The organism is Desulfuromonas soudanensis (genome assembly GCF_001278055.1).
Taxonomy (GTDB): Bacteria; Desulfobacterota; Desulfuromonadia; order Desulfuromonadales; family WTL; genus Deferrimonas; species Deferrimonas soudanensis.
In genome coordinates, this window is sequence record NZ_CP010802.1 from 969,394 (window position 1) to 993,863 (window position 24,470).

General features: G+C 60.6%; 26 protein-coding genes. 21 read left to right on the top strand and 5 right to left on the bottom strand.

What is annotated here, in order from left to right; all coding sequences use genetic code 11:
* The first annotated feature begins 6 nt into the window (after positions 1-6).
* The 20 genes from DSOUD_RS04235 (at position 7) to DSOUD_RS04330 (ending at position 17,603) form a co-directional block, all read left to right on the top strand.
* Positions 7-231: a hypothetical protein gene (locus tag DSOUD_RS04235; RefSeq protein ID WP_053549836.1), complete on the top strand. Its 225-nt coding sequence runs from the start codon at positions 7-9 to the stop codon at positions 229-231.
* Between the two features lie 24 nt (positions 232-255).
* Entirely contained in the window at positions 256-2,517 is a 2,262-nt protein-coding gene (locus DSOUD_RS04240; RefSeq protein WP_053549837.1) for a phage major capsid protein, read from the top strand.
* 85 nt (positions 2,518-2,602) lie between these two features.
* Positions 2,603-3,061, top strand: a complete 459-nt coding sequence (locus tag DSOUD_RS04245) for a hypothetical protein (RefSeq protein ID WP_053549838.1) — start codon at positions 2,603-2,605, stop codon at positions 3,059-3,061.
* A 52-nt stretch (positions 3,062-3,113) separates the two neighbouring features.
* Positions 3,114-3,833 (top strand): hypothetical protein, encoded by a 720-nt coding sequence (locus DSOUD_RS04250; protein ID WP_053549839.1) that lies wholly within the window; start codon positions 3,114-3,116, stop codon positions 3,831-3,833.
* 8 nt (positions 3,834-3,841) lie between these two features.
* A complete protein-coding gene (locus tag DSOUD_RS04255) occupies positions 3,842-4,345 on the top strand; it encodes an HK97 gp10 family phage protein (RefSeq protein WP_053549840.1) in 504 nt (167 codons plus the stop codon).
* A complete protein-coding gene (locus DSOUD_RS04260) occupies positions 4,342-4,896 on the top strand; it encodes a hypothetical protein (RefSeq protein WP_053549841.1) in 555 nt (184 codons plus the stop codon). Before DSOUD_RS04255 ends, DSOUD_RS04260 begins: the two co-directional genes overlap by 4 nt.
* 15 nt (positions 4,897-4,911) lie before the next feature.
* Positions 4,912-5,109, top strand: a complete 198-nt coding sequence (locus DSOUD_RS04265; protein WP_198300362.1) for a hypothetical protein — start codon at positions 4,912-4,914, stop codon at positions 5,107-5,109.
* Positions 5,109-6,527, top strand: a complete 1,419-nt coding sequence (locus tag DSOUD_RS04270; protein ID WP_053549843.1) for a phage tail sheath subtilisin-like domain-containing protein — start codon at positions 5,109-5,111, stop codon at positions 6,525-6,527. The genes DSOUD_RS04265 and DSOUD_RS04270 overlap by 1 nt, the downstream gene beginning before the upstream one ends.
* Before the next feature lie 37 nt (positions 6,528-6,564).
* Complete coding sequence (locus DSOUD_RS04275; RefSeq protein ID WP_053549844.1) at positions 6,565-6,921, top strand: hypothetical protein; 357 nt, start codon at positions 6,565-6,567, stop codon at positions 6,919-6,921.
* A 62-nt stretch (positions 6,922-6,983) separates the two neighbouring features.
* Positions 6,984-7,397 (top strand): hypothetical protein, encoded by a 414-nt coding sequence (locus DSOUD_RS04280; RefSeq protein WP_053549845.1) that lies wholly within the window; start codon positions 6,984-6,986, stop codon positions 7,395-7,397.
* A gap of 71 nt (positions 7,398-7,468) precedes the next feature.
* Positions 7,469-9,247 (top strand): phage tail tape measure protein, encoded by a 1,779-nt coding sequence (locus DSOUD_RS04285; protein WP_053549846.1) that lies wholly within the window; start codon positions 7,469-7,471, stop codon positions 9,245-9,247.
* Positions 9,248-10,516: a DNA circularization protein gene (locus tag DSOUD_RS04290; RefSeq protein ID WP_053549847.1), complete on the top strand. Its 1,269-nt coding sequence runs from the start codon at positions 9,248-9,250 to the stop codon at positions 10,514-10,516.
* Positions 10,509-11,561, top strand: a complete 1,053-nt coding sequence (locus DSOUD_RS04295; protein WP_053549848.1) for a phage baseplate assembly protein — start codon at positions 10,509-10,511, stop codon at positions 11,559-11,561. The genes DSOUD_RS04290 and DSOUD_RS04295 overlap by 8 nt, the downstream gene beginning before the upstream one ends.
* Positions 11,558-12,226 carry a phage baseplate assembly protein domain-containing protein gene (locus DSOUD_RS04300; protein ID WP_053549849.1) on the top strand — a complete coding sequence of 223 codons (669 nt, stop codon included), beginning with the start codon at positions 11,558-11,560 and terminating at the stop codon, positions 12,224-12,226. Before DSOUD_RS04295 ends, DSOUD_RS04300 begins: the two co-directional genes overlap by 4 nt.
* A gap of 8 nt (positions 12,227-12,234) precedes the next feature.
* Complete coding sequence (locus tag DSOUD_RS04305; protein ID WP_053549850.1) at positions 12,235-12,591, top strand: phage GP46 family protein; 357 nt, start codon at positions 12,235-12,237, stop codon at positions 12,589-12,591.
* Positions 12,591-13,373: a baseplate J/gp47 family protein gene (locus DSOUD_RS04310; RefSeq protein ID WP_053549851.1), complete on the top strand. Its 783-nt coding sequence runs from the start codon at positions 12,591-12,593 to the stop codon at positions 13,371-13,373. Before DSOUD_RS04305 ends, DSOUD_RS04310 begins: the two co-directional genes overlap by 1 nt.
* Positions 13,363-13,887, top strand: coding sequence for a YmfQ family protein (locus tag DSOUD_RS04315; RefSeq protein ID WP_082351066.1), 525 nt, complete (start codon positions 13,363-13,365; stop codon positions 13,885-13,887). Before DSOUD_RS04310 ends, DSOUD_RS04315 begins: the two co-directional genes overlap by 11 nt.
* Positions 13,888-13,906: 19 nt before the next feature.
* Positions 13,907-16,069, top strand: coding sequence for a hypothetical protein (locus tag DSOUD_RS04320; protein ID WP_157671765.1), 2,163 nt, complete (start codon positions 13,907-13,909; stop codon positions 16,067-16,069).
* 154 nt (positions 16,070-16,223) lie between these two features.
* A complete protein-coding gene (locus DSOUD_RS04325; RefSeq protein ID WP_053549854.1) occupies positions 16,224-16,988 on the top strand; it encodes a DNA adenine methylase in 765 nt (254 codons plus the stop codon).
* Positions 16,989-16,997: 9 nt separating this feature from the next.
* The gene (locus DSOUD_RS04330) at positions 16,998-17,603 is read left to right on the top strand and encodes a hypothetical protein (RefSeq protein WP_053549855.1); all 606 of its coding nucleotides are present in this window, start codon (positions 16,998-17,000) and stop codon (positions 17,601-17,603) included.
* 123 nt (positions 17,604-17,726) lie between these two features.
* On the opposite strand, the gene DSOUD_RS18340 is transcribed toward DSOUD_RS04330, so the two are convergent.
* Positions 17,727-18,023 (bottom strand): TRL domain-containing protein, encoded by a 297-nt coding sequence (locus tag DSOUD_RS18340; protein WP_053549856.1) that lies wholly within the window; start codon positions 18,021-18,023, stop codon positions 17,727-17,729.
* A 613-nt stretch (positions 18,024-18,636) separates the two neighbouring features.
* On the opposite strand from DSOUD_RS18340, the gene DSOUD_RS18980 reads away from it, so the two are divergent.
* Positions 18,637-18,771: a hypothetical protein gene (locus DSOUD_RS18980; RefSeq protein ID WP_269745866.1), complete on the top strand. Its 135-nt coding sequence runs from the start codon at positions 18,637-18,639 to the stop codon at positions 18,769-18,771.
* A 211-nt stretch (positions 18,772-18,982) separates the two neighbouring features.
* On the opposite strand, the gene DSOUD_RS04340 is transcribed toward DSOUD_RS18980, so the two are convergent.
* The 4 genes from DSOUD_RS04340 to DSOUD_RS04355 all read right to left on the bottom strand — a co-directional run bounded on the left by DSOUD_RS04340 (position 18,983) and on the right by DSOUD_RS04355 (position 24,235).
* Complete coding sequence (locus tag DSOUD_RS04340) at positions 18,983-19,906, bottom strand: hypothetical protein (RefSeq protein ID WP_053549857.1); 924 nt, start codon at positions 19,904-19,906, stop codon at positions 18,983-18,985.
* A 71-nt stretch (positions 19,907-19,977) separates the two neighbouring features.
* On the bottom strand, positions 19,978-20,460 hold the full coding sequence (locus DSOUD_RS04345; protein WP_053549858.1) for a YehS family protein: 483 nt from the start codon (positions 20,458-20,460) through the stop codon (positions 19,978-19,980).
* Between the two features lie 115 nt (positions 20,461-20,575).
* Positions 20,576-21,880, bottom strand: coding sequence for a DUF3422 family protein (locus tag DSOUD_RS04350; protein ID WP_053549859.1), 1,305 nt, complete (start codon positions 21,878-21,880; stop codon positions 20,576-20,578).
* 204 nt (positions 21,881-22,084) lie between these two features.
* A complete protein-coding gene (locus DSOUD_RS04355) occupies positions 22,085-24,235 on the bottom strand; it encodes a multiheme c-type cytochrome (RefSeq protein WP_053549860.1) in 2,151 nt (716 codons plus the stop codon).
* Positions 24,236-24,470: the final 235 nt, after the last annotated feature.

Below are 24,470 nucleotides of genomic sequence, written 5' to 3' on the forward strand. Positions count from 1 at the left end.
GACGACATGACAGAGCAAATCGACAAGGCACATCTGGTCGGGCTGAAGTTTCGCGGCAGCAAGGTCAAAAAGATCGACAAGGACGGCCGGAAGATGACGGCCTACGAGCCCTACGAGCGGCCGTTGCAACCCAAAGACGTGCTGGCCTTTACCGAAACGGAGACCACGGTCACCCTGGTCACGGCCGACGGGCAGAAGCTGACCGTCGAGAAGAAGGCCGAAAAGAAGTAACCCGGACCGGAGAGGAGCCAAATCGTGAAGCTGAGCTTTGACCAGATCCGCGAGTTATTGATGAACGCGGTGCGCGCCGCCGAAGGGAAGGATTACCGCTGCTACGTCGTCGAGCTGTTCGATGACGCGGTGGTCTACCAGTCGGCCGGCGGCGACAGGGTCGATAAGTATTATCGCCGCACCTACGCCATCGTCGACGGCAAGGTGACCCTCGGCGAAGCGGCCGAGGTGCAGCGTCAGGTCGACTTCTTGCCGGTCAAGGCGGCCTGCGAATTCCTCGCCGCCGTGGCGGCCGAGGAAGGTCAGCCGGCCTGCCTCAAGTGGAAGGTGCGGGTCATCGAGTTCGGCCCCGACAAGCAGGGGGCGATCTTCTGGGACAAGGGGGCGTTGACCGCCGCTCTGCCGATGTTCGACGGCGCCAAGGTCTTCGCTCTCAACAACAGCCAGCACCAGGAGCGGCAGTCCAAGTTCGGCAAGAGCACCCGCGAGCTGGTCGGGGCGCTCACCAAGGCCGTGGCCGACGACACCGGCATCTCCGCCGAGATCGTCATCATGCCCTCGGCGACCTGGCTGCACGGCGACCTGGTCGCCTGCCAGCAGAACAACATCCCCTACGTCTACGGCCTGTCCGTGGACATCAACGCCAAGGCCGCCAAGGTGAACATCGGCGGCAAAAAAATGATGGTGCCGCAGCAGGTCAAGAGCGTCCAGGTGGACGTCGTCTACGAGCCGGCTGCCGGCGGAGGTTTCATTCAACAACTGGCCGCCGCTGTCGGCGGCGAAACGGAGGAGCTGATGCTCAAGAAACTGTTGGCGGCCTTACAGGCCAAGCGTCCGGATCTGTATCTCAAAGTCCAGGGCAAGATCGATGACGGATCCATCACCGAAGACGAAGCCCTCGACCAGATCACCGCGGCCATGGCCTCGCCGCTGGTGGACATGGGCTCGGAGATGCGCGCGGCGATCGCCGCCGTTGTTACCGAAGAAATGGGCCGCGCCGGGAAATCCCCCCAGGGGGAAGGCGAGAGCATGAAGGCGGTCAATATGCTGGCCTGCAAGCTGGTGCTGCGTGACGAACTCTCGGGGAGCAAGCTCCCGGAGCCGGTCGCGAGCAAGCTGCAGCGCCGCTTCGAAGGGACGGTCTTTCCCGTCGAGGCGCTGCGGGCCGCGATCAAGGAAGAAAAGGAGATGCTCGACCAGCTCACCGCCAGCGGCACCGTGCTCGGCGCCGGCGGGGTGCGGGTCGTCATCGACCAGCGAGAGAAGGTCGATGCCTATCTCGACGACTTCTTCGCGGGTAAGGTCAACTCCTTCAAGGCCGCCTACCAGGACATTACCGGCGACCTCTCCTTCACCGGCCAGACGCGCAACGCCACCCGGCTGACCGCCTCGATCCAGAGCGGCACCTTCGCCGAGGCCCTCGGCGATGCCATCACCCGGCAGATGCTCAAGGAGTACAACCTCGCCGGCCTCAGCGACTGGCGCAAGATCGTCGAGGTTGCGCCGCTCAACGATTTCCGCACCCAGCACCGTCCGCGCATGGGCGGCTACGGGGACCTTCCGGGGGTCAATGAGGGAGCGGGCTACGCCGCCATGGCCAGCCCGGGCGATGAGGAAATGACCTACGCGCCCTCCAAACGCGGCGGGACCGAGGACGTGACCCTCGAGGCGATCCGCAACGACGACGTGCAGCTGATCCGGCGCATCCCCGTCAAGCTCTCTCGCGCCGCCGCCCGCACCTTGTACAAGTTCGTTTTCGCCTTCCTCGATACCAACTCGGCGATTTACGACGCCAAGGCGCTCTTCCACGTCGACCACGCCAACCTGAAGGCCGCCGCCCTCGACAAGGCCGCACTGCAGGCCGCCCGTCTGCAGATGATCCAGCAGACCGATTTCGGCGGCAACGACTACCTCGGCATCCCGCCCCGGTTCCTGATCCTGCCGAGCACCCTCGAGGACACCGGCTACGAGCTGACCGTGCAGCCCAACCTCGGCCAGTTCACTCCGACCCAGGCCGACACCATCCGCCGGCACACCTGGGAGTTGATCGTCAATCCCTTCTGGACCGACGTGAACAACTGGTTCCTGGCCGCCGATCCGAAGGATCTCCCGACCATCGAGATCGGCTTCCTCGACGGCAAGGAAGAGCCGGAACTCTTCGTCCAGGACATGCCGAACGTCGGCAGCATGTTCAGCAACGACAAGCTCACCTACAAGATCCGCCACATCTACGGCGGCGCCGTGGGTGACTTCCGCGGGTTCCAGGGGAACATCGTCGCGGGCTAGAAACCACCCCCCAACCCCCTCCTGATTCAGGAGGGGGGCAAGGAGGTGATCATCAAAAAACCTTTTGAACAAAGGATGTGACGACATGAAAGCTTTTCGGTGGAGTCTCGGCTCCCTTCTGCTCCTGGCGATTCTTCTGCTTTCCCTGCCGGCCCTGGCCGCCACGGCCAACTTCTCCGAAGTGGTGACCGGCATCCAGGTGGTTCCGGTCACCATGAACCGCGCGGTCACCGCCGTCTCGGCCCCGGTGATCGCCCGGCTGCAGCTCCCCTTCAAGGCCCAGGTGCTCGGGGTCTCAAGCAGCTGCGAAACCGCCGACTATGCCTCGACCGACGAGGTCTACACCATCGACGTTCTGGAAGCCGGCACGACGATCCTGTCGGCGCCAATCACCCTGGCCGCCGCCGATACGGTCTATGGCGGCACCCTCGCCGATACGACAATTGCCGACGAGGCCGTGGTCACCGTTGTTCTCGACGTCTCCGGCACCACGCCCAGCGTCGAAGATGTGACGGTTCTGCTGACACTGCGACGAACGAACTGACTGACCATTACCCGTGACGTGAAACCGGCGGGGAGAGATCCTCCCCGCCAGTTTGATCGCGCGGATCGGGCGCATCGATCGGACCAGACCGACGCTCCGGATCGGAACGATCAACCCCCATGCCGAGGACACCATGCTGCTCGACCTCATCAAAGCCAAAGTCAAAGACGACAGCGCCCGGCTCACCGATGCCGCCGACTACACCCCGGCGCTCTCCGGAGCCCTGGAGCGTTATTCCAAGCACCGGCCGAAGGATATCGTCAAAGATCTTGCCGGGGACGGCACCCACGATCTGGCGCTTCCGGCCGAGTGGGTGGAGGGATTCTCCCAGGTGCGCCGCGTCGAATACCCGATCGGCGAGATTCCCGAGACGCTCCTCGATGCCGGGGAGTGGGCCCTCTACCTCTCCCCCCTGGGGCTGTCGCTGCGCCTGATCGAGGTGGCGCCTGTCGTCACCGAAAGCGTACGGGTCACCCTGACCGTGCCGCGCCTCGAGGCGGACATCCCGCCCGGCGACGTCGACGCGGTGGCCTGCCTCGCTGCCTCGATCTGCCTGCGCACCCTGGCCGCCCTCTACGGGCAGACCTCGGACCCGACGATTCAGGCCGACGTGGTGAACTACCGGAGCAAGATGGACGAATTCCGCCGCATGGCCGACTCCCTCGAGGCGCGATTCAACGCTCACCTCGGCATCGACAAGGACGGCTCCGCCCCGGCCGCCGGCGTCGTCGCCAGTGCCCCGCGCGGCGGCCGCCCCCGGTTGACTCACTAGGAGATTGCATGTTCCAGCCGATCGCCAGGATCGTCGAAAAGGGGACGCTGCTCACGGGGCAGGGTGCCAAGATCGTGCGCAAGGCCCAGGTGGCCGCCATGCACGAGGCCACGCAGTTCGGCGTGCGCGCCGTCAAGGAGCGCACTCCCCAGGGGGTGAGCGGCGCGGCCGGGGGGCTCCTCTCGACGATCCAGGCCGAGGTCCGGAAGCGGTCGTCCGGGGTCATCGGCATCATCGGCACCTCATCCCCCTACGGCCTGGTGGTCGAGAAGGGGCGCCGCCCCGGCAAGGGGTTTCCTCCCGAGGGGAGCATGCTGCGCTGGATCGAGGTGAAGATGGGGGTCTCCCGCGAGGAGGCCGAGAGGATTGAATTCCCCCTCCGGCGGGCCATCGCCAAAAAGGGGACCAAGGGGGCGTTCATGTTCGAGCAGACGCTCAAAGAAGACTGGCAGGATTTTCAACGGATTTTTGACCGCCACGGCGTGACCATCGCCCGGGAGTTGGACAAATGAGCGATCAAACAATCAGAGCCGCGATCAAGGCGCGCCTCGCCGCCATGGGCCCCGGCATCGGCCGGGTGCACGATTACGAGCGGATGGCCGTCACCGTCAAAGAGTTCATCGATCTCTTCCAGGACCCGACGACGAAGAAGCTTTTCGGCTGGGAAATCACCCGCCGCTCCTTCCGGGTGCAGAAGGTCGCCATGGGCAAGTGGAAGGTGGTCCACCGCTACATGATCCGCGGCTACTACGGACTCAATGACGCTGCCGGTACCGAGAAAGTCATCAACGCCCTGGCCGACACCATCATTCTCAATTTCACCCGGCAGCGCATCGCCGGCACCCAGGGGGACCAGCTCCCCGAGGGGAAGGTCGAACAGTGGATGTTCGGCAACGTCCTGTGCCACCGCGCCGAGATTGAGCTCCCCGAGGTTGCCGAAATCGTCGAGCAGCTGCCGGAGGATGGGGAAACCGACCTGCTCGCCGTCGGACTCGATTACTACCTCAAGGCCGGCGACGACGTGGTCGACGCCAGCGACGAGATCACCCTTTCAGGACCTTAACCAATGGAGGATTGCATGAAAGCCAAGGCCGCCCCGGGACTCAAAGTCCCCAAAGAAGGAAAGCCCCGCGAGTACATCACCGACGCCAAGACCCTCGACCTGCCGGACACCGCCTATTACCGGCGGCTGGTCCGCGACGGCTCGCTGGTCGAGGAGACCGACAAACCCGCCGCCCCGTCTCCGGATGCGGCCAAAAAGGGAGGTAAAGTCTGATGATCGAGTTCGACAACATCCCGGCCAGCATCCGCAAGCCGGGCAAGTATCTGGAGTTCAACACCGCCCTGGCCGTCCGCACCCTGCCGGCCAATTTGCAGAAGATGCTGATCGTCGCCCAGCGCCTCGCCGCCGGAAGCGTCGCGGCCCTGGTGCCGACCCGGGTCTTCAGCGACGCCGAAGCCGCCGGCTATTTCGGCTCCGGCAGCGATGCGCATCTGATGGTGCGCGCGGCGATCACCGCCAACCCCTATCTGGATCTTTCTGTCTGCGCCCTCGACGATGCCGTCGCCGGGGTGGCGGCGGCCGGCAGCGAGCTGGTTTCCGGTCCGGCCACCGGCCCCGGGTCGTACAGGCTCTTCATCGGCGGCCGCAAAATCGAAGTCGGCATCGCCAACGGCGCCACCGCCGCCTCGATCGCCGCCGCCCTGGTCGCCGAAGCGGCCAATTACGCCGACCTGCCGGCGGGCCTGGCGGTCAACGGCGTCACTCCGGAGCAGATCGACATCACCGCCCGGCACAAGGGGACCACCGGCAACCAGATCAGCATCGCTCACGAGATCTCGGCTGCCGGCGTCGCAGCGGTGACCGTCGCCATGGTCGGCGGCGCCACCGATCCCGACACCACCACGGCTTTTGCCGTTATCTTCGGCGCCCAGTATCATTTCATCGCCATCCCCTACACCGACCAGACCGCCGCGACCGCACTGAGGGATCACCTCGATGCCGTCAGCGGCCCGCTGGAGCAGCGCCCCGGGCGCGGCGTGGCCGCCATGACCGGTTCACTGGGTGCCGCCACCACCCTGGCCGGGCAGGTCAACGGCGGCCGGGTGAGCCTGCCGCACCTGCGCGGCACACGTAGCGCCGCTATGGTCGTCGCTGCCGCCTATGCCGCCGTCGGCGCCGGCGAAGAAGATCCCGCCCGCCCCTGGAACACCCTGGCGCTCAAGGGGATCCACGCCCCCGGCATCTCCGATCGCCTCAGCCGTACCGAACAGGAAGCCGAGCTCGCCAACGGCGTCACCCCCCTCGAGGTCGGCCCGGGCGAGAAGGTGCAGATCGTCCGCGCCATCTCCACCTACACCCTCGATCCCCAGGGGATTGCCGACATCAGCCTCCTCGATTTCACGACCATCGGCACCCTCGACTACGTGCGCAAGGCCTGCCGTGACCGGGTGGCGCTGCGCTTCCCGCGCTCGAAGCTCTCCGCCCGCACCCCGGCCCGGGTGCGCACCGAAATTCTCGACGTCCTCGACAAGCTCGAGGAGCTGGAAATCGTCGAGGAGGTCGCCGCCAATAAAGACGGCGTGATCGTCGAGAAGAGCCTCCAGGACCCCAACCGCCTCGACTCGAAGATCCCGGTCGACATCGTCAACGGCCTGCACGTTTTTGCCGGCCGCATCGACCTGCTGCTGTAACCCCGGCCACCCAGTACTTATATAAGGAGCATCGCCCATGGAATACATCAACCGCTGCACCCTGAGCATCAACGGCCAGGAGATCACCGATTTTAAAAAGTTCACCGACAACGAACGCGAATTGGCCCGGCAGGTCAATCTCATGAACAAAACCGGCCACTGCGGCGTCACCCAGCGCCCCGGGTGCAAGCTCGACTATGTGGTCCCTCTCGATTCGGAGCCCTTCGATTTCGACGTCGTCAAAGACGGCACCTTGAGTGTCGAATACGAGAACGGCAAGCGCATCACCTTCAGCGGGGTGCGCACCCTGAAGGTCGGCGAGTCGACGATCGACGGGGACAACGAGCTGGTGCAGACCATCGAATTCGGGGCCCAGAAACGGGCTGCGGAATAACACCACCCCCGGCCCCTCCTGATTCAGGGGGGCGGGGGCTTTTATCAAGGGAGGTTTGAACAATGGTCGAAATACCTATGGAAAGTGGAATTCTGCCGATCGGCGTTATCTCCGGAGGGACCCTGCGGCGGAATTACACCCTGCGCCCCATGCGGGTGAAGGATTCGCTCGCTGCCCGGCGCTCTCCGGATATGCCCCGCGCCGAAGGTGATGACAACCTGCTCGGGCTGATTTCGTTTGCCGCCCGGCTCGATATCGACGGGGTGCCCCGCGAGGAGATGACCCTCGATTTCATGCTCGAGCTTTTGGACGATGACCTGACGGAAATCCTCGAAGCCGATCAGAGGTTGAAAGAGGAAATCGCCCGATTTCGAGGCGCACCATCAGAAAAAGCTGACGCTGGCGCTTCTGAAGCTGCGCATCCCCTGGGAGGTAGCCCAGGCGATGGACCCGCCGGAAGCGATGCTGTGGCTTGAAGCCTGGAAAGATCTGAACACCCAGACGCCCAAACCCAAAGCCACCAAGATCAGGCGGAAGAAGTGACCCGATGAGCAGAAACGTCGTCTCCATCGAATTGATCGGCAAAGCCGGAAAGCTCCTTCGCGAGCTCGACACGTCGTCCAACGGCGTGCGCAAGTTCGGGCGGGTGGTGAAGGGCGAGTTCGCCGCGCTGCGTCGCGCGGCGGGCTCGCTGCAGGGGACCCTGGCCGGCATCGGTCTGTCGGTCGGCGCCGTGGCCCTCACCAAGCAATCCGCCCTGCTCGACAAAGAGCTAACCCAGATCGGCCAGACGGCCGGGGCGAGCAAGGACCAGGTCGCCGGCCTACGCAAAGAGCTCTTTACCATGGGCAAGGACGGCGGCGCCCAGGTCGAGGGGCTCAAGGACGGCTTCAATAACCTGATCCAGGCCGGACAGTCGTGGAAGGCCTCTCTGGAGTCGACCCGGGCGATCAATGTCGCCTCAGGGGTGACCGGCGCCGGCAGCGCAATTCTCGCCGGTGGCCTCACGGTCGGCGCCGCCGCCTACAACATCGACCTGGAGAAGCCCGGCAAAGCGCTCGAACTCCTCGACAAGATGACGGCCGCCGGCCGCCTCGGCAACGCCGAACTGGAGAACCTCGCCTCGATCTTCGCCCGGGTCGGCGTCAACGCCTCGGCCGCAGGGATGGACTTCGACAAGACCCTGGCCTTTCTCGAAACGCTCTCCATGGTCGAGCGCAACCCCGAGCGCTTGGCCACCATGGCCGACTCGACCCTGCGCCTCTTCACCAACCTGCGCTACATGGCCAACGCTCAGAAGGCGACGGGAGTCAAGTTCTTCGATGCCAAGGGCGAGCGCCGCGACGCCGTGGCGGTGCTCAAGGACATCAAGACCCAGTACGACAAGCTCGGCACCGACAAGGAACGGGCGCTCTACGTTCAGAAGGCCTTCGGCGAGGCCGATCTCGATACCATCAAGGGCCTTCGGGCGCTGCTGGCGGGGTCGAATCTCGACAAGATAGGGGAGTTTTCGGCGGTAATTGCAGCCGCCGGAGGCACCCTGAAACGTGATTTCGGCGACGCCACAGACAACCTGATCGACCAGACCGGGCGCATGAAAAACACGCTGCGCGAAGCCGCCGACGGTTTCGCCAAGCCGATCAAGGACGCCCTGAGCAAAACGTCCAAGTATCTGCTCGACAAGAAAGAGGAGGGCGGCCTCGGCCTCTCCGGAAAGCAGCTCCTCGGCGGCGGTCTCGCCATCGCCGGCGGTACGGCCCTGGTCGCCCGCTACGGCGGCACCTTGGCTAAACGTCTCTTGTCGCGAGGCGGCTCGGTCGTCGGCGGCATCGCCGAAGGCAAGGCGATCGAAGCGGCCACCGGCGTTCAGCCGATCTTCGTCACCAACTGGCCGGCGACGCTGGGCGCGGCGTCAATGGTCGCCGATCAGGCGGCCGGTCGGGCGGCGGGCAAGGTCCTCTCCGCTGCCGGCCTGACGACGAAGGGGGCGCTCATTGCCGGCGGCGTCGCTCTCCTCCCGGCGTTTCTGGCCGTCTCCGTCGGCGCCGCTTCCCGGGACGTCGGATCATGGCTGGCGGAAAAACAGGCCAACGGCACGTCGACCGCCGGACTGGAGCAGCTGCGCATGCAGCACATGGTGATGGGCGGCGGTCCCGATTCCTACCAGGTCAAGCTCATCGACGAGGTGCTTTCCGGACGAAACGACCGGACAACACCCGTGCAAAACGACATCAGCATCGGGCTGTCGATCGACGAACAGAACCGCCTGACCGCGTACAGCAACGATCTCAACACCAAGGTCAACGTCAAACGGGGGGAATTCTAAATGGACCGCTTTGCCGCCACCCTCGACGAGTTTCCCCTCGATGTCGAAACCCTCGACGACAGTTTCGAAAAGGCCGTTGCGGTCTACGAATACCCGTACCGGGACGGCGCCGGGACCGACGATCTCGGGCAGAAGGCCCGGTCACTCCGGCTGCGCTGCTACTGGTGGGAAGAGACGTATCAAAAACACTTTGAGTTTCTCGATCACCTCAAGCAGCGCTCCCTCTTTTCTCTGACCCATCCAAAGTACGGCCTCATCAAGGGGCGGATCCGCTCCGTTTCGGTGCGTCACGACGACCGCCAGGAACTGGCCGAGGTCGATATCGATTTTGTCGAGGATCTCTCCAGCCAGGAGACCCCGGCCGTCTATCCTGACGTGAAAGCCGGCGGAGAGGAGTCGTTTCTTTTCGGACAGTCCGAGCTGCAGGATAACCTGCGCACCTCGGCGAGTGCCGAACTCGGCGAGGCCACGGCGGCCGCCTTGTTCACTCAGTCTCTGGACCCGTCCCTGGGGATCGCCGAGCAGTTCCCCGGCGTGTCGCTCAAAACCCGCAACTGGCTCAAGGCCGTCGAGGCCGCGGTCAGTGCCTGGGACGCCTCCGGATCGCTGGTCGCCAACCCCGCCGGCTCGCTGGTTTCGACCACCGCCTTCGCCGCGAATCTCCCGGGGCGGGTGGTCGGCAGTGTGGCCAGGGCTGCCGAGCGTTACGCCCTGGGGCTGGTCTCGCTGCGCAGCTCGCCGGCGCGGTTTCTTTCCGCCTATCGCGCGGGGTTGCCGGATTTCAGCGCTCTCAACGACAACTACGCCACTGTTGCCACCATCGCCGGAACGCAGCGCCTGGCCCTGGAAGCCGCCGAACTCTATGGCGCCGACGAGGAGTCCCGCGACGGCTTGCGGCGGTCGGAACAGACGCCGGCTTTCGACGCCAGCGGCCGGTTTATCGCCGCGCCGGCAGGCGACCAGGTCATGACCGCCATCGACCTGGAACGCAGCCTGGCCGAGGTGCGGACGGCGCTGCAGGAGGCTATCGACCTGGCCCGCGGCATGGAGAGTCTCAAGGCCGCCGCCCGGCAACTCCTCGAGCACGTGAGCCAGGTCAAGCTGGAGCGGGACCGCCTAGTCACCCTCCTGCTCGACAACCCGATGCCGCTGCACCTGCTCTGTCTGCACCAGGGGCTCTCCTACCGCTACGCCGCCCGCATCCTGGCCATCAACTCGACGATTATTCATCCGTCGTTTGTCCGCGGGGAGGTGCAGGTCTATGTCTGAGTCCACGCTGTCCCTCCACATCGGCGGCCGCCGGATCGATCGCTTTCTCTCCTACCGGGTCGATTCGGACCTGTACCAGGCCGCCGACGCCTTCAGTCTCGAGCTGGCCGATCCGGGGATGGAGATCAATCCGGGGATGCCCTGCGAGCTGCGCGTCAACGGCACGCTGGAGCTGACCGGGATCATCGACAAGGTCGCCGAGACCGGCGACAAAAACGGCAACAACGTGAGCATCGAGGGGCGCGATTTGATGGGCCTGCTGGTGGACAGCTACATCGAGGGGGAGTTTGTCGACCTGCAATCCGTGACGCTGCAGGCCCTGGCCGAGCGCCTGATCAAAAGTATCCCCTATCTCAATCGCAAGCGCCTCGTCTATCAGGCGGGGCTGGCCGGATCCGCCGCCGAGCGAACCACCGAGGAGGCCTTTGACCTCGGGCAAAAGACCCATCTCGACGCCACCCGCACGGTTTTTGAAACGTTGCGCGAGGCGGCCGTCTCCCGGGGAGTGATGTTCTTCGCCCTGCCGGACGGCACCATGGTTTTCGGCCGTCCGAAGGCTGGTGGCTCCGAGGACTTTCGGCTGACGCGCCTCCGCAGCGGCCAGGGCAACACCGTCCTCTCCGGAGGGCGGACCCGGGACATCTCGCAGCGCTATAGCCGGATCACGGTCCTGGGGCAGCAGCAGGGAAGCGATGCGATCGGCGCCGAAGAAATCAACACGGCGGCGACGGTCAACGATCCCGAGGTGGCGATCTTCAAGCCGCTGGTGATCCAGAATGACAACGACGCCCAGAGCCCGGCCCAGCATGCCCGGATGCTCCTCGAAAAACAGCGCATGGCCTCCCTGCAGTTTTCCTACCGGGTGCAGGGCCATGCCCAGGATCGGAAGAACTGGCGAATCAATCGTCTCTGCCGGGTGAATGATGAAATCCTCCGCCCGGCGGCCAACGGCATTTTTCTCATTACCGGCCGTTCCTTCGAGCTGGACAAACAGAGCGGCCGCAGCACCGAAGTGCGTCTCGGCCTGCCGGGGGTGATCGCATGAGGAAGGTAATCCGGGGGATCATCGAGAGTGTCATCGAGGGGGCGATCAAGCGGGTTGGCCTGCGGGGAGTCGCCGGCGAGCAGCTGCTCGACCGGGAGATTTTTCAGCACTACGGATTGACCAGCCGGGCGCTCTCCGGCGCCGAAGCGATCGTGATTCGGGAGGGGAACTGTTTTTACGTCATCGCCGAGGATGACCGCCGGTACCGGATCGCCATCGCCTCCGGAGAGGTGGCCCTCTATGACGACCAGGGGATGGCGGTGCATCTCAAAAGGGATAAGCACCTGCATATCTACGGCGCCGACACGGTGACGATCGACGCGGCCCAGGACGTGATCGCCAATACCGCCCGCTGTGCGGTCAACGCCAGCGAGAGCGCGACGGTCACCAGCCCGCAAGTGACGGCGGTGGCCAGCGTCCAGGTGCTGCTCGATACGCCACTGACGACCTGCACGGGAAACCTGGCCGTGGCCGGAGGGGTCAGCTGTCTGGGGACATTCGGCGCCTCCGGCGGCAAGATCAGCACCCCGGGAGACATCGAGAGCACAGGCGGGGAAGTATCCGACAGCATCCGCAGCATCGCCGCCGATCGGGCGATTTATAACGGGCACACGCACCCCGGCGATTCGGGCGGCGTGACCGGCACCCCGACCCCGCAGCAGTAAGGAACCCGATGGATTATCAACTCGACATGATCGACGGTCAGCCGGGGATGACCTGGACCAAGGCCACGGACATCCGCAACAACGTGATCCTCTCGCTGCTGATCCGCCGCGGCGACTGGTGGTTCAACCCGAATTTCGGCATGCGGCCGCTGCCGAAGAAGAACACCGCCCGGGCCGAAGCCCTGGTCGAAAGCTACGCCCTCGAGGCGCTGCAGTGGCTGCTCGATACCGGCCGCGCCCGCAAGATCGAGGTGGCTGCCGAGCGCGATCGGACCCGGGATTTGACCCGCATGAGGCTGTCGCTGGCCGTGACCCAGGCGGACGGCAGCCTGGTGGAATTTGAGCATTTTGTGGAGGTGGTCTGATGCAGTGGCAAAAGGGTTTTGATGAACTACTGGCGCAGATCCTGGCCGATTACGCGAACCAGTTCCCGGGCGTCGATCTCAGCCCCGGATCGCTGGTCTTCATCAAGAGCGCCTGCACGGCGTCGGCGGTTTGGGGGATCTATCAGCATCAGCAATATATATACCGGCAGATTTTTGCTGACACGTCCGATACCGAGAACCTCGAGCACCACTGCCAGGATGTCGGCATCGTCCGACTGGCCGGCGAGACCGACGCGGCGCTCCTGGAGCGATATCAGACCAAGCGGCGCAACCCGCCGGCGGGGGGCAATCAATACGACTACGTGCAATGGGCGCGGGCCGTCGAAGGTGTGCGCCTGGCCTGGAGCTATCCCCGGGCTCGCGGCAACGGCACGGTGGACGTGGTGGTGCTGGCCGACGCGGTGCTCACCGGCGACGAGATCCCGACACAGGTGCTCCTCGATGCCGTCCTGGCCTACATCGATCCCCGCCGCCCGGCAGGGATGGCGTCTCCGGATCCGGTGCTGATTTTTGCCCCGACGCCCCTGGTGACCGACGTGACCATGTCGACCGTCGGTCTCAATGTCGACGTGGCGCAGATCAAGGCGGACATCGAGGCCTACTTGGCGACCTTCGTGCCGGGACAGATTCTCTATCTGACGCAACTGGCCGCCATCGCTCTGGCCAACGGCGCGGTGGATGCGTCGGTGACGGCGCCGGCTGCGGCCGTCATCCCGGTCAACTACGAGATGATCCGTCCGGGGGTGGTCAATGTTACCTGAGGGGCGCAATGAAGACGTTCTGCGGTTGCTGATGCCGCTGGAGATTCAAGGAGTTTTTGACGGGGATATCGCTATCGAAGGGGCTCTGCTCGATGCCGCCCAAGCGCAGGCCGACAAGCTGCTCAAGGAGATGCACCCCGACACCTGCTACGCCACCCTCGACGACTGGGAACGGGAGCTCGGCCTGCCGGAACCCTGTACCGGCAAACTCACCATTCGCGCCCAGCGCCAGCAGGCGGCGGTGCTCAAGCATGCCGCCACCGGCGGGCTGTCTCGGCAGTACTTCATTGACCTGGCCGCTCATCTCGGTTTTGTCATCACCATCGACGAGGGGATCGACGCCGACCCGTTCAAATGGCGGGTCAACGCCCCGGCCCAGCCGGTGACCGCCTTTCGCGCCGGAATCCACCGCGCCGGAACGCCCCTGCGCTGGTGGAACAATATCGTCCTGGAGTGCGCCATCAATCGCCTGAAACCGGCCCACACCGAGGTGGTTTTCGCCTACGGGGCCTAAACTTTTGGAGGTAGATCTCATGTTGAAGCGTTTAATCGTCCTGTTGGTTCTCCTGCTGACTTTCCCCCAGTTCGCCCTGGCTCTCGGCCGAGTCGACACCGAAGGGGCCACCGTCGACAACAAGTTCACGGAGGGGAACCAGGCCCTGGCCGAACCGGCCACCGTCCTCGGCGCCGCCTGGCTCAATGACATCCAGGAGGAGCTGGTCGGGATCGTCGAGGCGAGCGGACAGACCCCGGCCAAGGGGTCGCAGGGGCAGTTAAAAAAGGCGTTGGTGTTAAAGGTCGATACCATTGCTTCGTTGCGGGGGGTTATTGGAACTGAAACAGGGCAAGCCGTCCAGGTCATGGAAGACGGCAGAGGGGGGCTTTTCAAATGGGAGGCCTCGGACCATTCAGCAGACGTAGCCGCCGACCTACTTGGCGGTATCTACGTACCTCCTGATTCGGTTCCTACCGGAGTAAGTGGGGCGTGGGTGCGGAAATGGAATGGGCCTGCTGATTTTCGGTGGTACGGCGCAAAGGGGGACGGTGTAACTGATGATACCGCGGCAATCCGCTCTGCCCTCGACAACCATACTGTATTGACCGGGGCTGGTGTTTTTCTCCTTGTCCCGACTGTCCCCGCCAATTTTATCCTGCCGTTGACTCATAGTGTGCAGATTTTAGGGCACAAGGCACTGACCTTTAAGATTGCCAGCGGATCTGGCTCATTCAAGGCGATTATCGGGAACACAAGCAGCGTCGATCTGTCTGGCCTACTTATCGACGGTGTGATTTTTGACAACAATGCGGCACTGAACGCCCCCCCGAATTTAACGGATCTTCAAACATATCCCCGCATTTCCGTGTACGCACAAACCGGGTCGAACATGGTGGTAAAAAACTGCCTATTCAAAAATGACATCAGTATTAATACGGTTTCGCTAAACGGTGCTGCTGTATCTAATTGCCGGATAACCGATAATGATTTTGTGAATATTTGTGTTGGGTCTGAAACTCTTCTTAATGACCACTCTACGATCTACACAAATGGTCATAACATGGTTATTGCCGGGAACACATTCGAGGGCGCGTCCTGGTCTGCGGTCACGGCAATCGAAACCCATGGTGGACTGTCCGTTGTGACAGGCAATACCATTGTGCGATATCAAGCGGGGATGAACCTTACAGGGATAACGCATCTGGCGACAGAATTGACCGTGATCGCTGATAATGTGATGGATATTTGCATCGCTGGTATCAAAATTTGGTCCTATAAATATGCTGCGCACACTACCGGATATGGCATAGAAAATATGCTGGTTACGAATAACACTATCCGTGTTTTGCAAGTAACCTCTGGCACAACCACCGTTGGCGCAATGATCGGGATTGTGGTCGAAGGCAACTCCGATATGCCCATCAAGGGCTTACGTATCATTGATAATAGCGTGGAATTTGAGCGGGAGGATACTGTCCCCGCCTATACCGGGAATAATTATTCCATGGGAATTGGCGCTTATACAGGCGTGGCTGGTTTCGCGCTTGTTGATTGTGAGATCATCGGAAACACGGTCAAAAACGCCCCCGTTGCGGGTATTCGTTTTTCGGGATGCCCGGTAACAAACCTCACGATAAAAGAGAATCGGATACACAACGCGGGGCAGGGAATGGCTGTAGTTACGGCGGCGTTTAAACTGCCGATCTTTTTAACTCCGACCGACATTACCGGTTTTATCCTCATCGAACGGAACCATATTATTGATGATTTTGCCGTGACCCGCGCTGCCGCGGCGATGTATTTAAGCTGCTCGGCTGCGGGGAAGAATATTGAGGTGCGAGAAAACAGGATTACCGTCACAGGTGACAAAGTTGCATTCGTCAGGCCCTATTTGGCGCCAAGCTCACCAGCAACCTACCCCGTCATTCAGGGGGATATTGTTGATAAATTTCTGGCCCCTCTTTACACGTTTCGGGCGGGCAGCTACGTCAAGGACCTGACTACACAAAAGACGTGGAACCTGCACGCGGACGGGACAACCTGGCTACCATCGTGGGTATCATCGACAATCCCGACGAGCGCATATGGGATCATTGGTAGCTACGCCCGGAACCCTGCGCCGGTCGTAGGAAGTCCAAAGGGGTGGTATCTGACGACCTCAGCAGCGGTCGATGTATGGACGAGCGAGGGGAATTTGTAACTGAAATAGAAGGGAGCGCCCGGGTTGGTGCGCGAACACCATCCCGGGCACCAAGATCACAGAACCAGCCTGTGAGCCCAGCCAAAGGCTCCCCCACCCCGTACGAGGTGGGGCGAGTTTAGCGCGTCAAAACACTTTTGACAAGGAGCTCACCATGCACAGACCAATTATCCCCTGGATCGGCGGCAAACGCCGCCTGGCAAAACACCTGCTGCCCCTATTCCCCAAGCACACCTGCTACGTTGAGCCCTTTTGCGGCGCGGCCGCGCTCTTCTTTTTGAAGCCTCCCGCAAAAGTGGAAGTGATCAACGACATCAATGGCGACCTGGTCAACCTCTACCGGATCGTGCAGCACCACCTCGAAGAATTTTGCCGGCAGTTCAAACACGCCCTGGTCAGCAGGCAAATCTACCGGTGGCTGAAGATCACACCAGGTGAGACCTTGACGGACATCCAGAGGGCCGCACGGTTCTACTACCTGCAGAAGATGGGCTTTGGTGGAAAGGTCGACGGCCATGTCTTCGGCATCGCCGCCACCAGCCCGCCCCGCCTCAACCTCACCCGCATCGAAGAAGATCTCAGCCAAGCTCACCTGCGCCTCTCCAGGGTTTATGTCGAGCATCTTGACTGGCAAGCCTGCATCACCAAGTACGACCGGCCAGGCACGCTGTTCTATCTTGACCCACCGTATTGGGAAACCGAAGGCTACGGCGTCGATTTCGACTTCGATCAGTACCTGGCCATGGCCTCCCTGTTGCGGGAGATCAAAGGCAAGGCCATCCTCAGCATCAACGACCATCCGGACATCAGGGACGCATTTAAAGGTTTGCCGATGGACACCGTCGGGATAAACTACACCGTCGGCGGCGCTGGTAAGGGCGCCAAGCGGGTGGAGTTGATTATTCGGAATTGGGAATAGGAGGCGGTTATGTGGCCAGGTTATATTGAGGATATGAAGACGGTATCGACTGTAGTGGTGGCGGTGATCGCCCTTGTCGCCTTGATGCGGAATAGTGCAAATTTTGAAAGGAATATTCGAAACGGGAAGATTGAATCGATCTATACAATTGTTGAAGAACTCGCAACTTATTACTTCGGACCTTATGGGGTCTACTTGGATTTGATACAATATCACAGGGTTGACTTTAGTACGGTTGAGAGGAGTGCCGCTTTAAAGACGTATATGGAGAGCGCCAAGTCGCTTCGGGAAAACTACGACATAAAAGACATTCAGTCGAAGCTTAGGGATCTGGAAATTCTCTCAAGGGCGTATTTAAAAAAGCCCTTATGTATGAGGGTGATGGCGTTTCAGCGCATGGTTGGGCAGGCGACCCAATGTGCCCTGGGTATGGATAAGATTTTATTGGATATGTTTTGGGCTGGAGGTTTTCCTGAACCAACTAAGGCGAGCAGGTACGCAGATGATTTGGCCAATTCACTTATTGATGAAATCGGACTGTCATCGGCCCAGAAGGGTTTTAGAGAAAAGCTGGAGGCTTACACTGAAGAGCAGTTTAAGCCCTCGCTTCGTTGAAAGGCTCTGTTTGGTCAAATGTATTTTGAAGACTTCAAGTGTTTTTTGGCGGCAACTTTTCGCAATTTTTGAGACTGAGTTTTCGCGCGCGGCTTCAGAGATTCTTGTTTTTCATGAGTTCACCTAATCCCCATAGACAACGGTGGTGTTGCGGGTATAAAGGCCGAAGATCAGGTTGAAACCCTTGCGGTCCATGTGGTTGATGGTGGTGATCCCTCCGGCTTTTGCCGCCGCCGCCGTCCCCGCATCCCCCCAGGCGACCAGCCACAAAACGGAGTACATGGACGCTTCCCCGACCTTGTCGCCCAGGACCGTCCGGTTCAGGTCGGTGTCGTAGGGTGCCTTGATATCCATATACAGGCAGCCGCTGAGAAGAAATACGGTGGCGAAAACGACAAGGATCAGGCGCACTCTTTTCATCTGTTTTTCTCCATGGATTGAATGCCATTTTAGCTGAGGGATCTCAGTCACAATACTACAGCACCGTGGAGGAAATGCGAGACGACTCCCCCGCCCCGTCGCAGGTGGCCGCAGCCTTGAGGGAGGGCTGAGGATTCCTGATTGTTGGCGAGGAGAGCGGGAGAACATAAGTTTATTTTCCTCCCCTTGTTCTGTTCGTATTCCTGGAAGGAGCCATTTTTTAAATTCCAAATTTCCTGTAAAAAATTTGTTTCAATTTCAAGCTTTTGTATTTTTTATGGGACAAAATAATTATTGTATTCAAATGTCGCTTTGTCTACCTGTAGGTGTTTTGGTGGATTTATGTCGCATTTTGTCTATATGTTGGAGTGCCATGCCGGTTAAGTATCGTATCAAACAAAGCCCGTATTGGTGCAAAAAGAATAATTGTGTTATCTTGGCGAAAAAATAATCTGGATGTAAAAGAATGGTCTTCTCACCGGTTTAGCTTAATGTGTCCCATCGCAGGTACTTTTCCGGCGGTGAATTTCTTCCGACAAATTCAGTGTCGGAGTTTTAATCCACATATCCCGAATTCAGGATCAATCAGTCATTATCCCTCAGGAGGTTTTTCATGTTTCGTGCAATCATCTTTTTGGTCATCGCAGCGTTTTTCGTATCGACTTTTGCCGGCTGCATCCATCCCCGCGGACATGCTCCCTGGGGGCAGGTCAAGAAGGACCATGGCCACAAGAAGGGCCATGATTAAACCTCCGTTCCCTCGAACCGAAGGCGATTGCCGGGCTCCTGAGGGTTGCTGACGGCGGCAGCCCGGTTCGATTTCGAGAAACAAAAAAACCGTCACCCCGGATTGCCTGGGGTTGACGGTTTTTTTTTGTCTGTTGCCCTGCAATGGAAGAGGGAGGGGAGACCCCGTCCGTGTCGATCCCCCTGGGGAGGGGAGGTGTAGCCTCCGGCCCTCAGCTTTCGAGGGGAGGGGGTTGTTCGGGGTTCAGGTCCTTTGATTTTTGCGAAGGACGAAGGATTACCGGAATGTTGGTCCGGAAGAGGGTGTTTGCAGTTTTCATGAGGAACCAGAAGGACAGCAGCGGTAAAATGATGACTTGAATTATGAAAATTCCGACATAAAGGAACATGAGTTTCAAGAGATTCTCTATGATGCTCCCCATGTTGCTGACGGTATTCACAAGGGCATTTTTAAATAGTATGGATTTCTGTTTTACAAATGATGCGCTATTTTCAATTGTCCCGATAAAACCATCGATCTCAGGGAGCGAGAAATCTTTCAACTTATCAAGGTCAACAGAGCCGAGTGCCAGTTCATTGTTGGCTGCGGATATTTTCTCTTCGAAATAATGTTTTTGAACGTACCCGTTGGCCATGGAAGATATGGGAAGGCAAAAGCGTGCTACGGCAAGAAGGAGCAAAATTTGCATCGTCAGCTTTTGCAGGGAGGCAAGCCTGGCATTCTCGAACCAGATCAAAATAGACAGTGCGAAAAGGCAGAAAGCAATCAACGGAGGTGCGAGCGATACGCTGATTTCGTAGGCCAGTTTCTGCACCCCGAGCGAAGTTATCGCCGTTACGATCACATCGGAGAGCCGTTCGATCATGTCATCGATGGGATCCAGGGCCTGTCCCACCGCCAGGGAGACGCCGACTCCGGCCGGTTCCAACTGCAGGCTCGACTCTTTAACGATGGAAACCGAGGCGTTAATGATCCGGCAGGTCGCATAGGCCACCCCGGCCTTGGTAATTGCCTCCCGGAAATAGTCATCGGTGGTGGCGTCCAGGGCCGGGAGTCTGGCCCCGGCGGAAAAGAGGAGCACGATCGCGATGAATATTCCGAGAGCCGACCTTATCGCCTTTTCTTTAGCCGTCATTTTCCCGGTGATCCAGCAGGTTGGAATAAACGTATTTAAAACAAGGCTTCTCTGTCATGAAACCGCCCGACCTAACGCCCATCCTCAGGCGAATCGCTCCGCCGGTATTTCAGTTCCAGGCCCTTCAGAAAGTTGCGTAAAACCTGATCCTTGCATTCCCGGTAATTTTTATGATCCGGTTTGCGGAAAAAGGCGCTGAGTTCGTGCTTGCCGATGCTGAACTTGGCCAGATTCATTATTTCATGCAGATCGTCGGCTTTCAGGTCCAGGGCGATTTTTAATTTCAGAAAAACGAGATTGTTGGTCATGCGTTTCTCCGGTTCCGGCTTTTTCCCTTCTTTTTTTCCCCGTTTGTCGATAATGAACCCGTTGAGGAATGTCGCCAGGAGGGTGTCGCTACAGACCTTGTATGCGGGGTCGTCCTCTTTTTTAAGCCAGTCGCTGATTTCCTCCCGCGTAACCGGATGATCCGCCAGGCCGAAGACGGAAATCATCTTCGAATCGCTCAGGTCGAAGATGTAGCGGATGCGGCGCAATATATCGTTGTTGGTCATCATCTGTCCTTTTATTTGACTGGGAAGGAGGGCTGTTTCGAAGTTCCCACAGTAGCAGAAATTCCCCGGCGGTTCTCCTGAAAATGTGCCGGCGGCTAAACTCCCCTTCGCTTCCTCACAGGGGTTCCTTGTGGATGCGATGTTTGATCCGCTGGGTCACTCCCCAGACCGTGCCGAGGACCAGGGGGACCAGGAGGGCCAGAACGGCATTCTTGTGCAGATGCCAGGCCTCCAGGGGGAGGCCGCTGAGGAGATAGCCGAGGAGGCCGACCGTGTAGTAGCTGATCGCCGCCACGGACAGCCCCTCCACCGTTTCCTGCAGGCGGAACTGCAGGCGGCTGCGGCGGTTCATGGCGCTGAGCAACCCCTTGTTCTGCTCCTGCAGGGTGAGATTGACCCGGGTGCGCAGCATGTCGCCGGCCCTCTCGATCCGTCTTGAGAGGTCCTCCATCCAGTTCTGCACCGATTCGCAGGTCCGCAAGCCCGGCGTCAGGCGGCGGGTCATGAATTCGGCGGCGGTCATGTGCCCCTCGACCTCGATTTCGCGGATGTTTTTCAGGCGCGTCAGCACCAGGTCGTGATAGGCGCGGGTCGCCGAAAAGCGGTAGTTGGTTTCGGTGCGGTAGATCTCGAGGCGAGTGGAGAGGATGGAGAGCTGCTGCATCAGGGTCCGCTCCTCCTCTCCGGTGTCGATGGTCGGCACCCGGGCCAGCAGATCGGCCAGTTGGCAATCCATCTGGTGGAGTTCGGGAGCCAGGCGCTTGGCGGTGGGAATCGACAGCTGGGCGAAGAGGCGGTAGGTTTCCATCTCCATCACCCGCTGCACCAGGCGCCCCATCTGATAGTCGGAAATCCCCCGGTTCTGGATCAGAAAACGGCCGTAGCCGTCGCTGTGCAGTTTGAAGGCGGTGCAGAAAAATGCCTTCCCCCCCTTGGGCTCGCTGGTCACCAGGCGCTGTCCCTCGAAATAGCGGGTCAGGGCGTCGTCGTCGAGGGGGAGTTCCCCCCCGTCGACCGCCAGATGAAAGGCGGCCACTGCTTCGCCGGGGAGCGCGGCGAGCCAGTCCCCGGGGAGGAGGGTGATCACCGGGTGGCGAAATGGCTCGGCCTCAACGGCGGCACCGCGCATCACCGTCAGGGTGTAAAATTCCATGTGCTTGTCCCAGCGGACGGTGAATTCGCCGAACTCCTGCTGGTAGGAGACCGTTTCCGGCCCCGGCTGGTTGACGCTGTAGCGGCGACAGAGCTCACCGAGGAGATCCAGGGCTCTCCCCTGCTCGGCGGGGGTCGCCTTGAAGGCAAGATGGGAAATGAGTTGCGGGGTCGCTACGAACTGGAAGGGGCGGGCGTGAAGTTCGTCGTAGAGGGCATCGCGCAGGGGGTGGCCGGCAAAGGGGAGGGGCGTCTTTTGGGTCGTCATGGGTGAAGTCCTTCGGTGGGTTCGGGAAGGACGAGGATACCGCGATTGGCGGCGGTGCGCAACGAGGTATACGTACCCGGGTCAGGGGATGGCAGCGCTCTTGAGGTGGGGCATCCTCCGGGCTCCAGCATTTTCCCATCGGAAAAAGCAAAAACCCCGCCGGAGCGGGGTTTTTGTTTTGAAGCTGATCTTTAAAGCCATTCTTTATTGAATACCGTAATGGGCCTCTTCGACAGGGGCCAATTTTCCCGGTGCATGGCACAGGACGCAGGAAGCACGCCCTTCAGCGGTATTTGCATCGATGTGCGCGGTCGCCACATCACCGTCATGGCAGCTGCCGCAGGCACGGGTCCCGTACCGCCAGAAGTCCGCTTCGGTCATCGCCGCATTCGACTCGTCATGACAGACTTTGCAGTCGGATGCCTTGGGGGTTCTGTTGTCGGACGGCACGCCGCTCGGGTACTGCATGTTGCTGTAGTCGTGAGTGCCGTTGAGGACAAAACCTTTTTCCAGGTCCTTGCCCATGTGGATCTTGTGGATAATCCGCTCCAGTTCCACCGAAGAGGAACCGGCGGGTGCGGCATCGGTGGTGGCCAGAACGCCGAGATCCGCGGGCCCGGAGAACGGGTCGTAGGAGTTCTGGGTGTGGCAGCCGACGCAATACTCGAGGGCAAATCCGGCGTGCAGTCTGCTGTCGCCATGGCACTTGTTGCAGGCATCGCGACTGACGATGTTGCGGGTTTCGGCGACGGTGACGCCGTCGGGCACGAAGTCGAGGAAGGTGTTGGTCTTGATCCCGGTCAGGCTGATCGCGACCCGATGGGTCAGGGTCGGCTCATAGGGCACGGCATAGGCCAAGGTCGGCAGGGCCGTCGCACCGTAAATACCCATTGTGTCGGCGGAGTTGTTGTGGGCGTGGGTGATGGTGCGGATGTCGCCGGTGGCGTCAAGGTTGAAGGTTTCGGCGTTGAGCAGTTTGAACTTGTAGGTATAGGTGCCGTCGCCGTTATCGGTGAGGAGCCCACCATCCCCTGCCGCTTCGGTCCGTCCCTGGATGACCGGAGCCTTGGCAGCATCCTTGGTCCGTGCCTTGCTCAGGTAGCTCTGCCAGAAGCTCGGCGTGACAGCGGTCGACGGAACCAGTTTTGCCAGGGTAAAGGAGGTACCGGAGGTCGTGACGCCGGTTTTTGCCACGCCGTCTTCGGTCACGGAAAAGGAGACGGTCACGCCGCCGTCGACATCGACGACGACGTCGTTAATGACGGCTTCAACCAGACGCTGGCTGGCATCGTCGTTGGCGGCCGGAGTGTGGTCAGCGGCAGTTTTGGTGGAATTGTGGCAAAAAACACAGCTTGAATTGTCCGTTTCCGTGTGGAGTGTCCCGGCAACCGGCAAGGCAAGGGTCGATTTGATCCCTTCGTACGCCGTCCCATCAAAGGTGATCGTGGTATGGCAGGAATTACAAGCGACCATGGTCGGCTTGGTCTTCCAGTTGTCGGCCTGAGCCACGGTGTTGTGGCACTTGGCGCAGTTGAGGATGGTTCCGGGGTAGGCCAGGGTCGGCCAGTTTTCGCCGTGACCGCTCACATGCAGCGCGCCGAGGATGTCGGCCTTGTTGGTGTGGATCTGGTGCACCATGGTCACCATGTCGGCTTCATGGGCGGCGATATCGGCATTGTAGTTGGGGCTGTGGCAGACGACGCAGGTCTTGGTGTCGTTGCGGCCATAGCTGTGAATGGTGACGCCGAAACCGTGGCATTCCTTGCAGGACGCGTCGTTGACCACGTCCTTGCCGGCAGCGACCGCAGTCGCCGGGTCGGCGATGTCGAAGTCGTAGCTGCTGACGACGGTGTTGAAGCCGGTTTTGCCCATGCGGACGATGCCGCGCTGAGTGGTCGTGCTCACCGGAGCGTCGCTGTCGAGTTTGTTGGAGGTCAGCAGATAGGTGCCGGCAGGCCCTTCGACCAGCGCCGTGTCGTCTACGCCCGTCCAGTACTGCCATTCGTCGGAACCGGTCGCAGCCGTTCCGGGAACCAGACCGGCCAGGTAGATGGTCGAATCGGCGGTGGTCAGGCCGGTCACGGCGCTGGTGCCGTCGGTGACATCGAAGCTTGCGGTGATAAAACCGCCGGCATCTTTGCCGAAGACAAGATTGTCAACCGTCAGGGTCTGGATGGCGGGAGTATTGAGACCGACGCCAACCGGTCCCGGAGTGCCGGCAGCGCCATCCTGACCATCAACCCCGGGAGATCCGGCAACTCCCGTCGCGCCGTCATCGCCGGCGCAGCCGGCCATCAGCAGGGCCAGAATCAACAGACCGGCCAAAAGTGGTTTGAGCAAGAACCTTTTACCCATTTTTATCTCCTTCTTGGTAGGAAGGAGGAACGCTCAGAGCCGGTTGCGGGGACTCCCCCCTGGCTGATCCGTTCCTCCGGAATGACGTGGTGAAAAACGCGCATCGGCCAACGATCTGTGTTGTGCCTTTTGCTCACAACAGGTGGCGACTGTGCATACGCACGCTCGGAAGGTGTACGCTTCGGCTGGAGGAAGTGCAATTATGGCTCCAAATATTAACTGTCTAAATTAATCA

Coding starts and splice junctions, on each gene's coding strand:
- DSOUD_RS04235 (WP_053549836.1), top strand. CDS start 7: ATGACAGAGCAAATCGACAAGGCACATCTGGTCGGGCTGAAGTTTCGC.
- DSOUD_RS04245 (WP_053549838.1), top strand. CDS start 2,603: ATGAAAGCTTTTCGGTGGAGTCTCGGCTCCCTTCTGCTCCTGGCGATT.
- DSOUD_RS04255 (WP_053549840.1), top strand. CDS start 3,842: ATGTTCCAGCCGATCGCCAGGATCGTCGAAAAGGGGACGCTGCTCACG.
- DSOUD_RS04260 (WP_053549841.1), top strand. CDS start 4,342: ATGAGCGATCAAACAATCAGAGCCGCGATCAAGGCGCGCCTCGCCGCC.
- DSOUD_RS04265 (WP_198300362.1), top strand. CDS start 4,912: ATGAAAGCCAAGGCCGCCCCGGGACTCAAAGTCCCCAAAGAAGGAAAG.
- DSOUD_RS04270 (WP_053549843.1), top strand. CDS start 5,109: ATGATCGAGTTCGACAACATCCCGGCCAGCATCCGCAAGCCGGGCAAG.
- DSOUD_RS04275 (WP_053549844.1), top strand. CDS start 6,565: ATGGAATACATCAACCGCTGCACCCTGAGCATCAACGGCCAGGAGATC.
- DSOUD_RS04280 (WP_053549845.1), top strand. CDS start 6,984: ATGGTCGAAATACCTATGGAAAGTGGAATTCTGCCGATCGGCGTTATC.
- DSOUD_RS04285 (WP_053549846.1), top strand. CDS start 7,469: ATGAGCAGAAACGTCGTCTCCATCGAATTGATCGGCAAAGCCGGAAAG.
- DSOUD_RS04290 (WP_053549847.1), top strand. CDS start 9,248: ATGGACCGCTTTGCCGCCACCCTCGACGAGTTTCCCCTCGATGTCGAA.
- DSOUD_RS04295 (WP_053549848.1), top strand. CDS start 10,509: ATGTCTGAGTCCACGCTGTCCCTCCACATCGGCGGCCGCCGGATCGAT.
- DSOUD_RS04300 (WP_053549849.1), top strand. CDS start 11,558: ATGAGGAAGGTAATCCGGGGGATCATCGAGAGTGTCATCGAGGGGGCG.
- DSOUD_RS04305 (WP_053549850.1), top strand. CDS start 12,235: ATGGATTATCAACTCGACATGATCGACGGTCAGCCGGGGATGACCTGG.
- DSOUD_RS04310 (WP_053549851.1), top strand. CDS start 12,591: ATGCAGTGGCAAAAGGGTTTTGATGAACTACTGGCGCAGATCCTGGCC.
- DSOUD_RS04315 (WP_082351066.1), top strand. CDS start 13,363: ATGTTACCTGAGGGGCGCAATGAAGACGTTCTGCGGTTGCTGATGCCG.
- DSOUD_RS04320 (WP_157671765.1), top strand. CDS start 13,907: ATGTTGAAGCGTTTAATCGTCCTGTTGGTTCTCCTGCTGACTTTCCCC.
- DSOUD_RS04325 (WP_053549854.1), top strand. CDS start 16,224: ATGCACAGACCAATTATCCCCTGGATCGGCGGCAAACGCCGCCTGGCA.
- DSOUD_RS04330 (WP_053549855.1), top strand. CDS start 16,998: ATGTGGCCAGGTTATATTGAGGATATGAAGACGGTATCGACTGTAGTG.
- DSOUD_RS18340 (WP_053549856.1), bottom strand. CDS start 18,023: ATGAAAAGAGTGCGCCTGATCCTTGTCGTTTTCGCCACCGTATTTCTT.
- DSOUD_RS18980 (WP_269745866.1), top strand. CDS start 18,637: ATGTTTCGTGCAATCATCTTTTTGGTCATCGCAGCGTTTTTCGTATCG.
- DSOUD_RS04340 (WP_053549857.1), bottom strand. CDS start 19,906: ATGACGGCTAAAGAAAAGGCGATAAGGTCGGCTCTCGGAATATTCATC.
- DSOUD_RS04345 (WP_053549858.1), bottom strand. CDS start 20,460: ATGACCAACAACGATATATTGCGCCGCATCCGCTACATCTTCGACCTG.
- DSOUD_RS04350 (WP_053549859.1), bottom strand. CDS start 21,880: ATGACGACCCAAAAGACGCCCCTCCCCTTTGCCGGCCACCCCCTGCGC.
- DSOUD_RS04355 (WP_053549860.1), bottom strand. CDS start 24,235: ATGGGTAAAAGGTTCTTGCTCAAACCACTTTTGGCCGGTCTGTTGATT.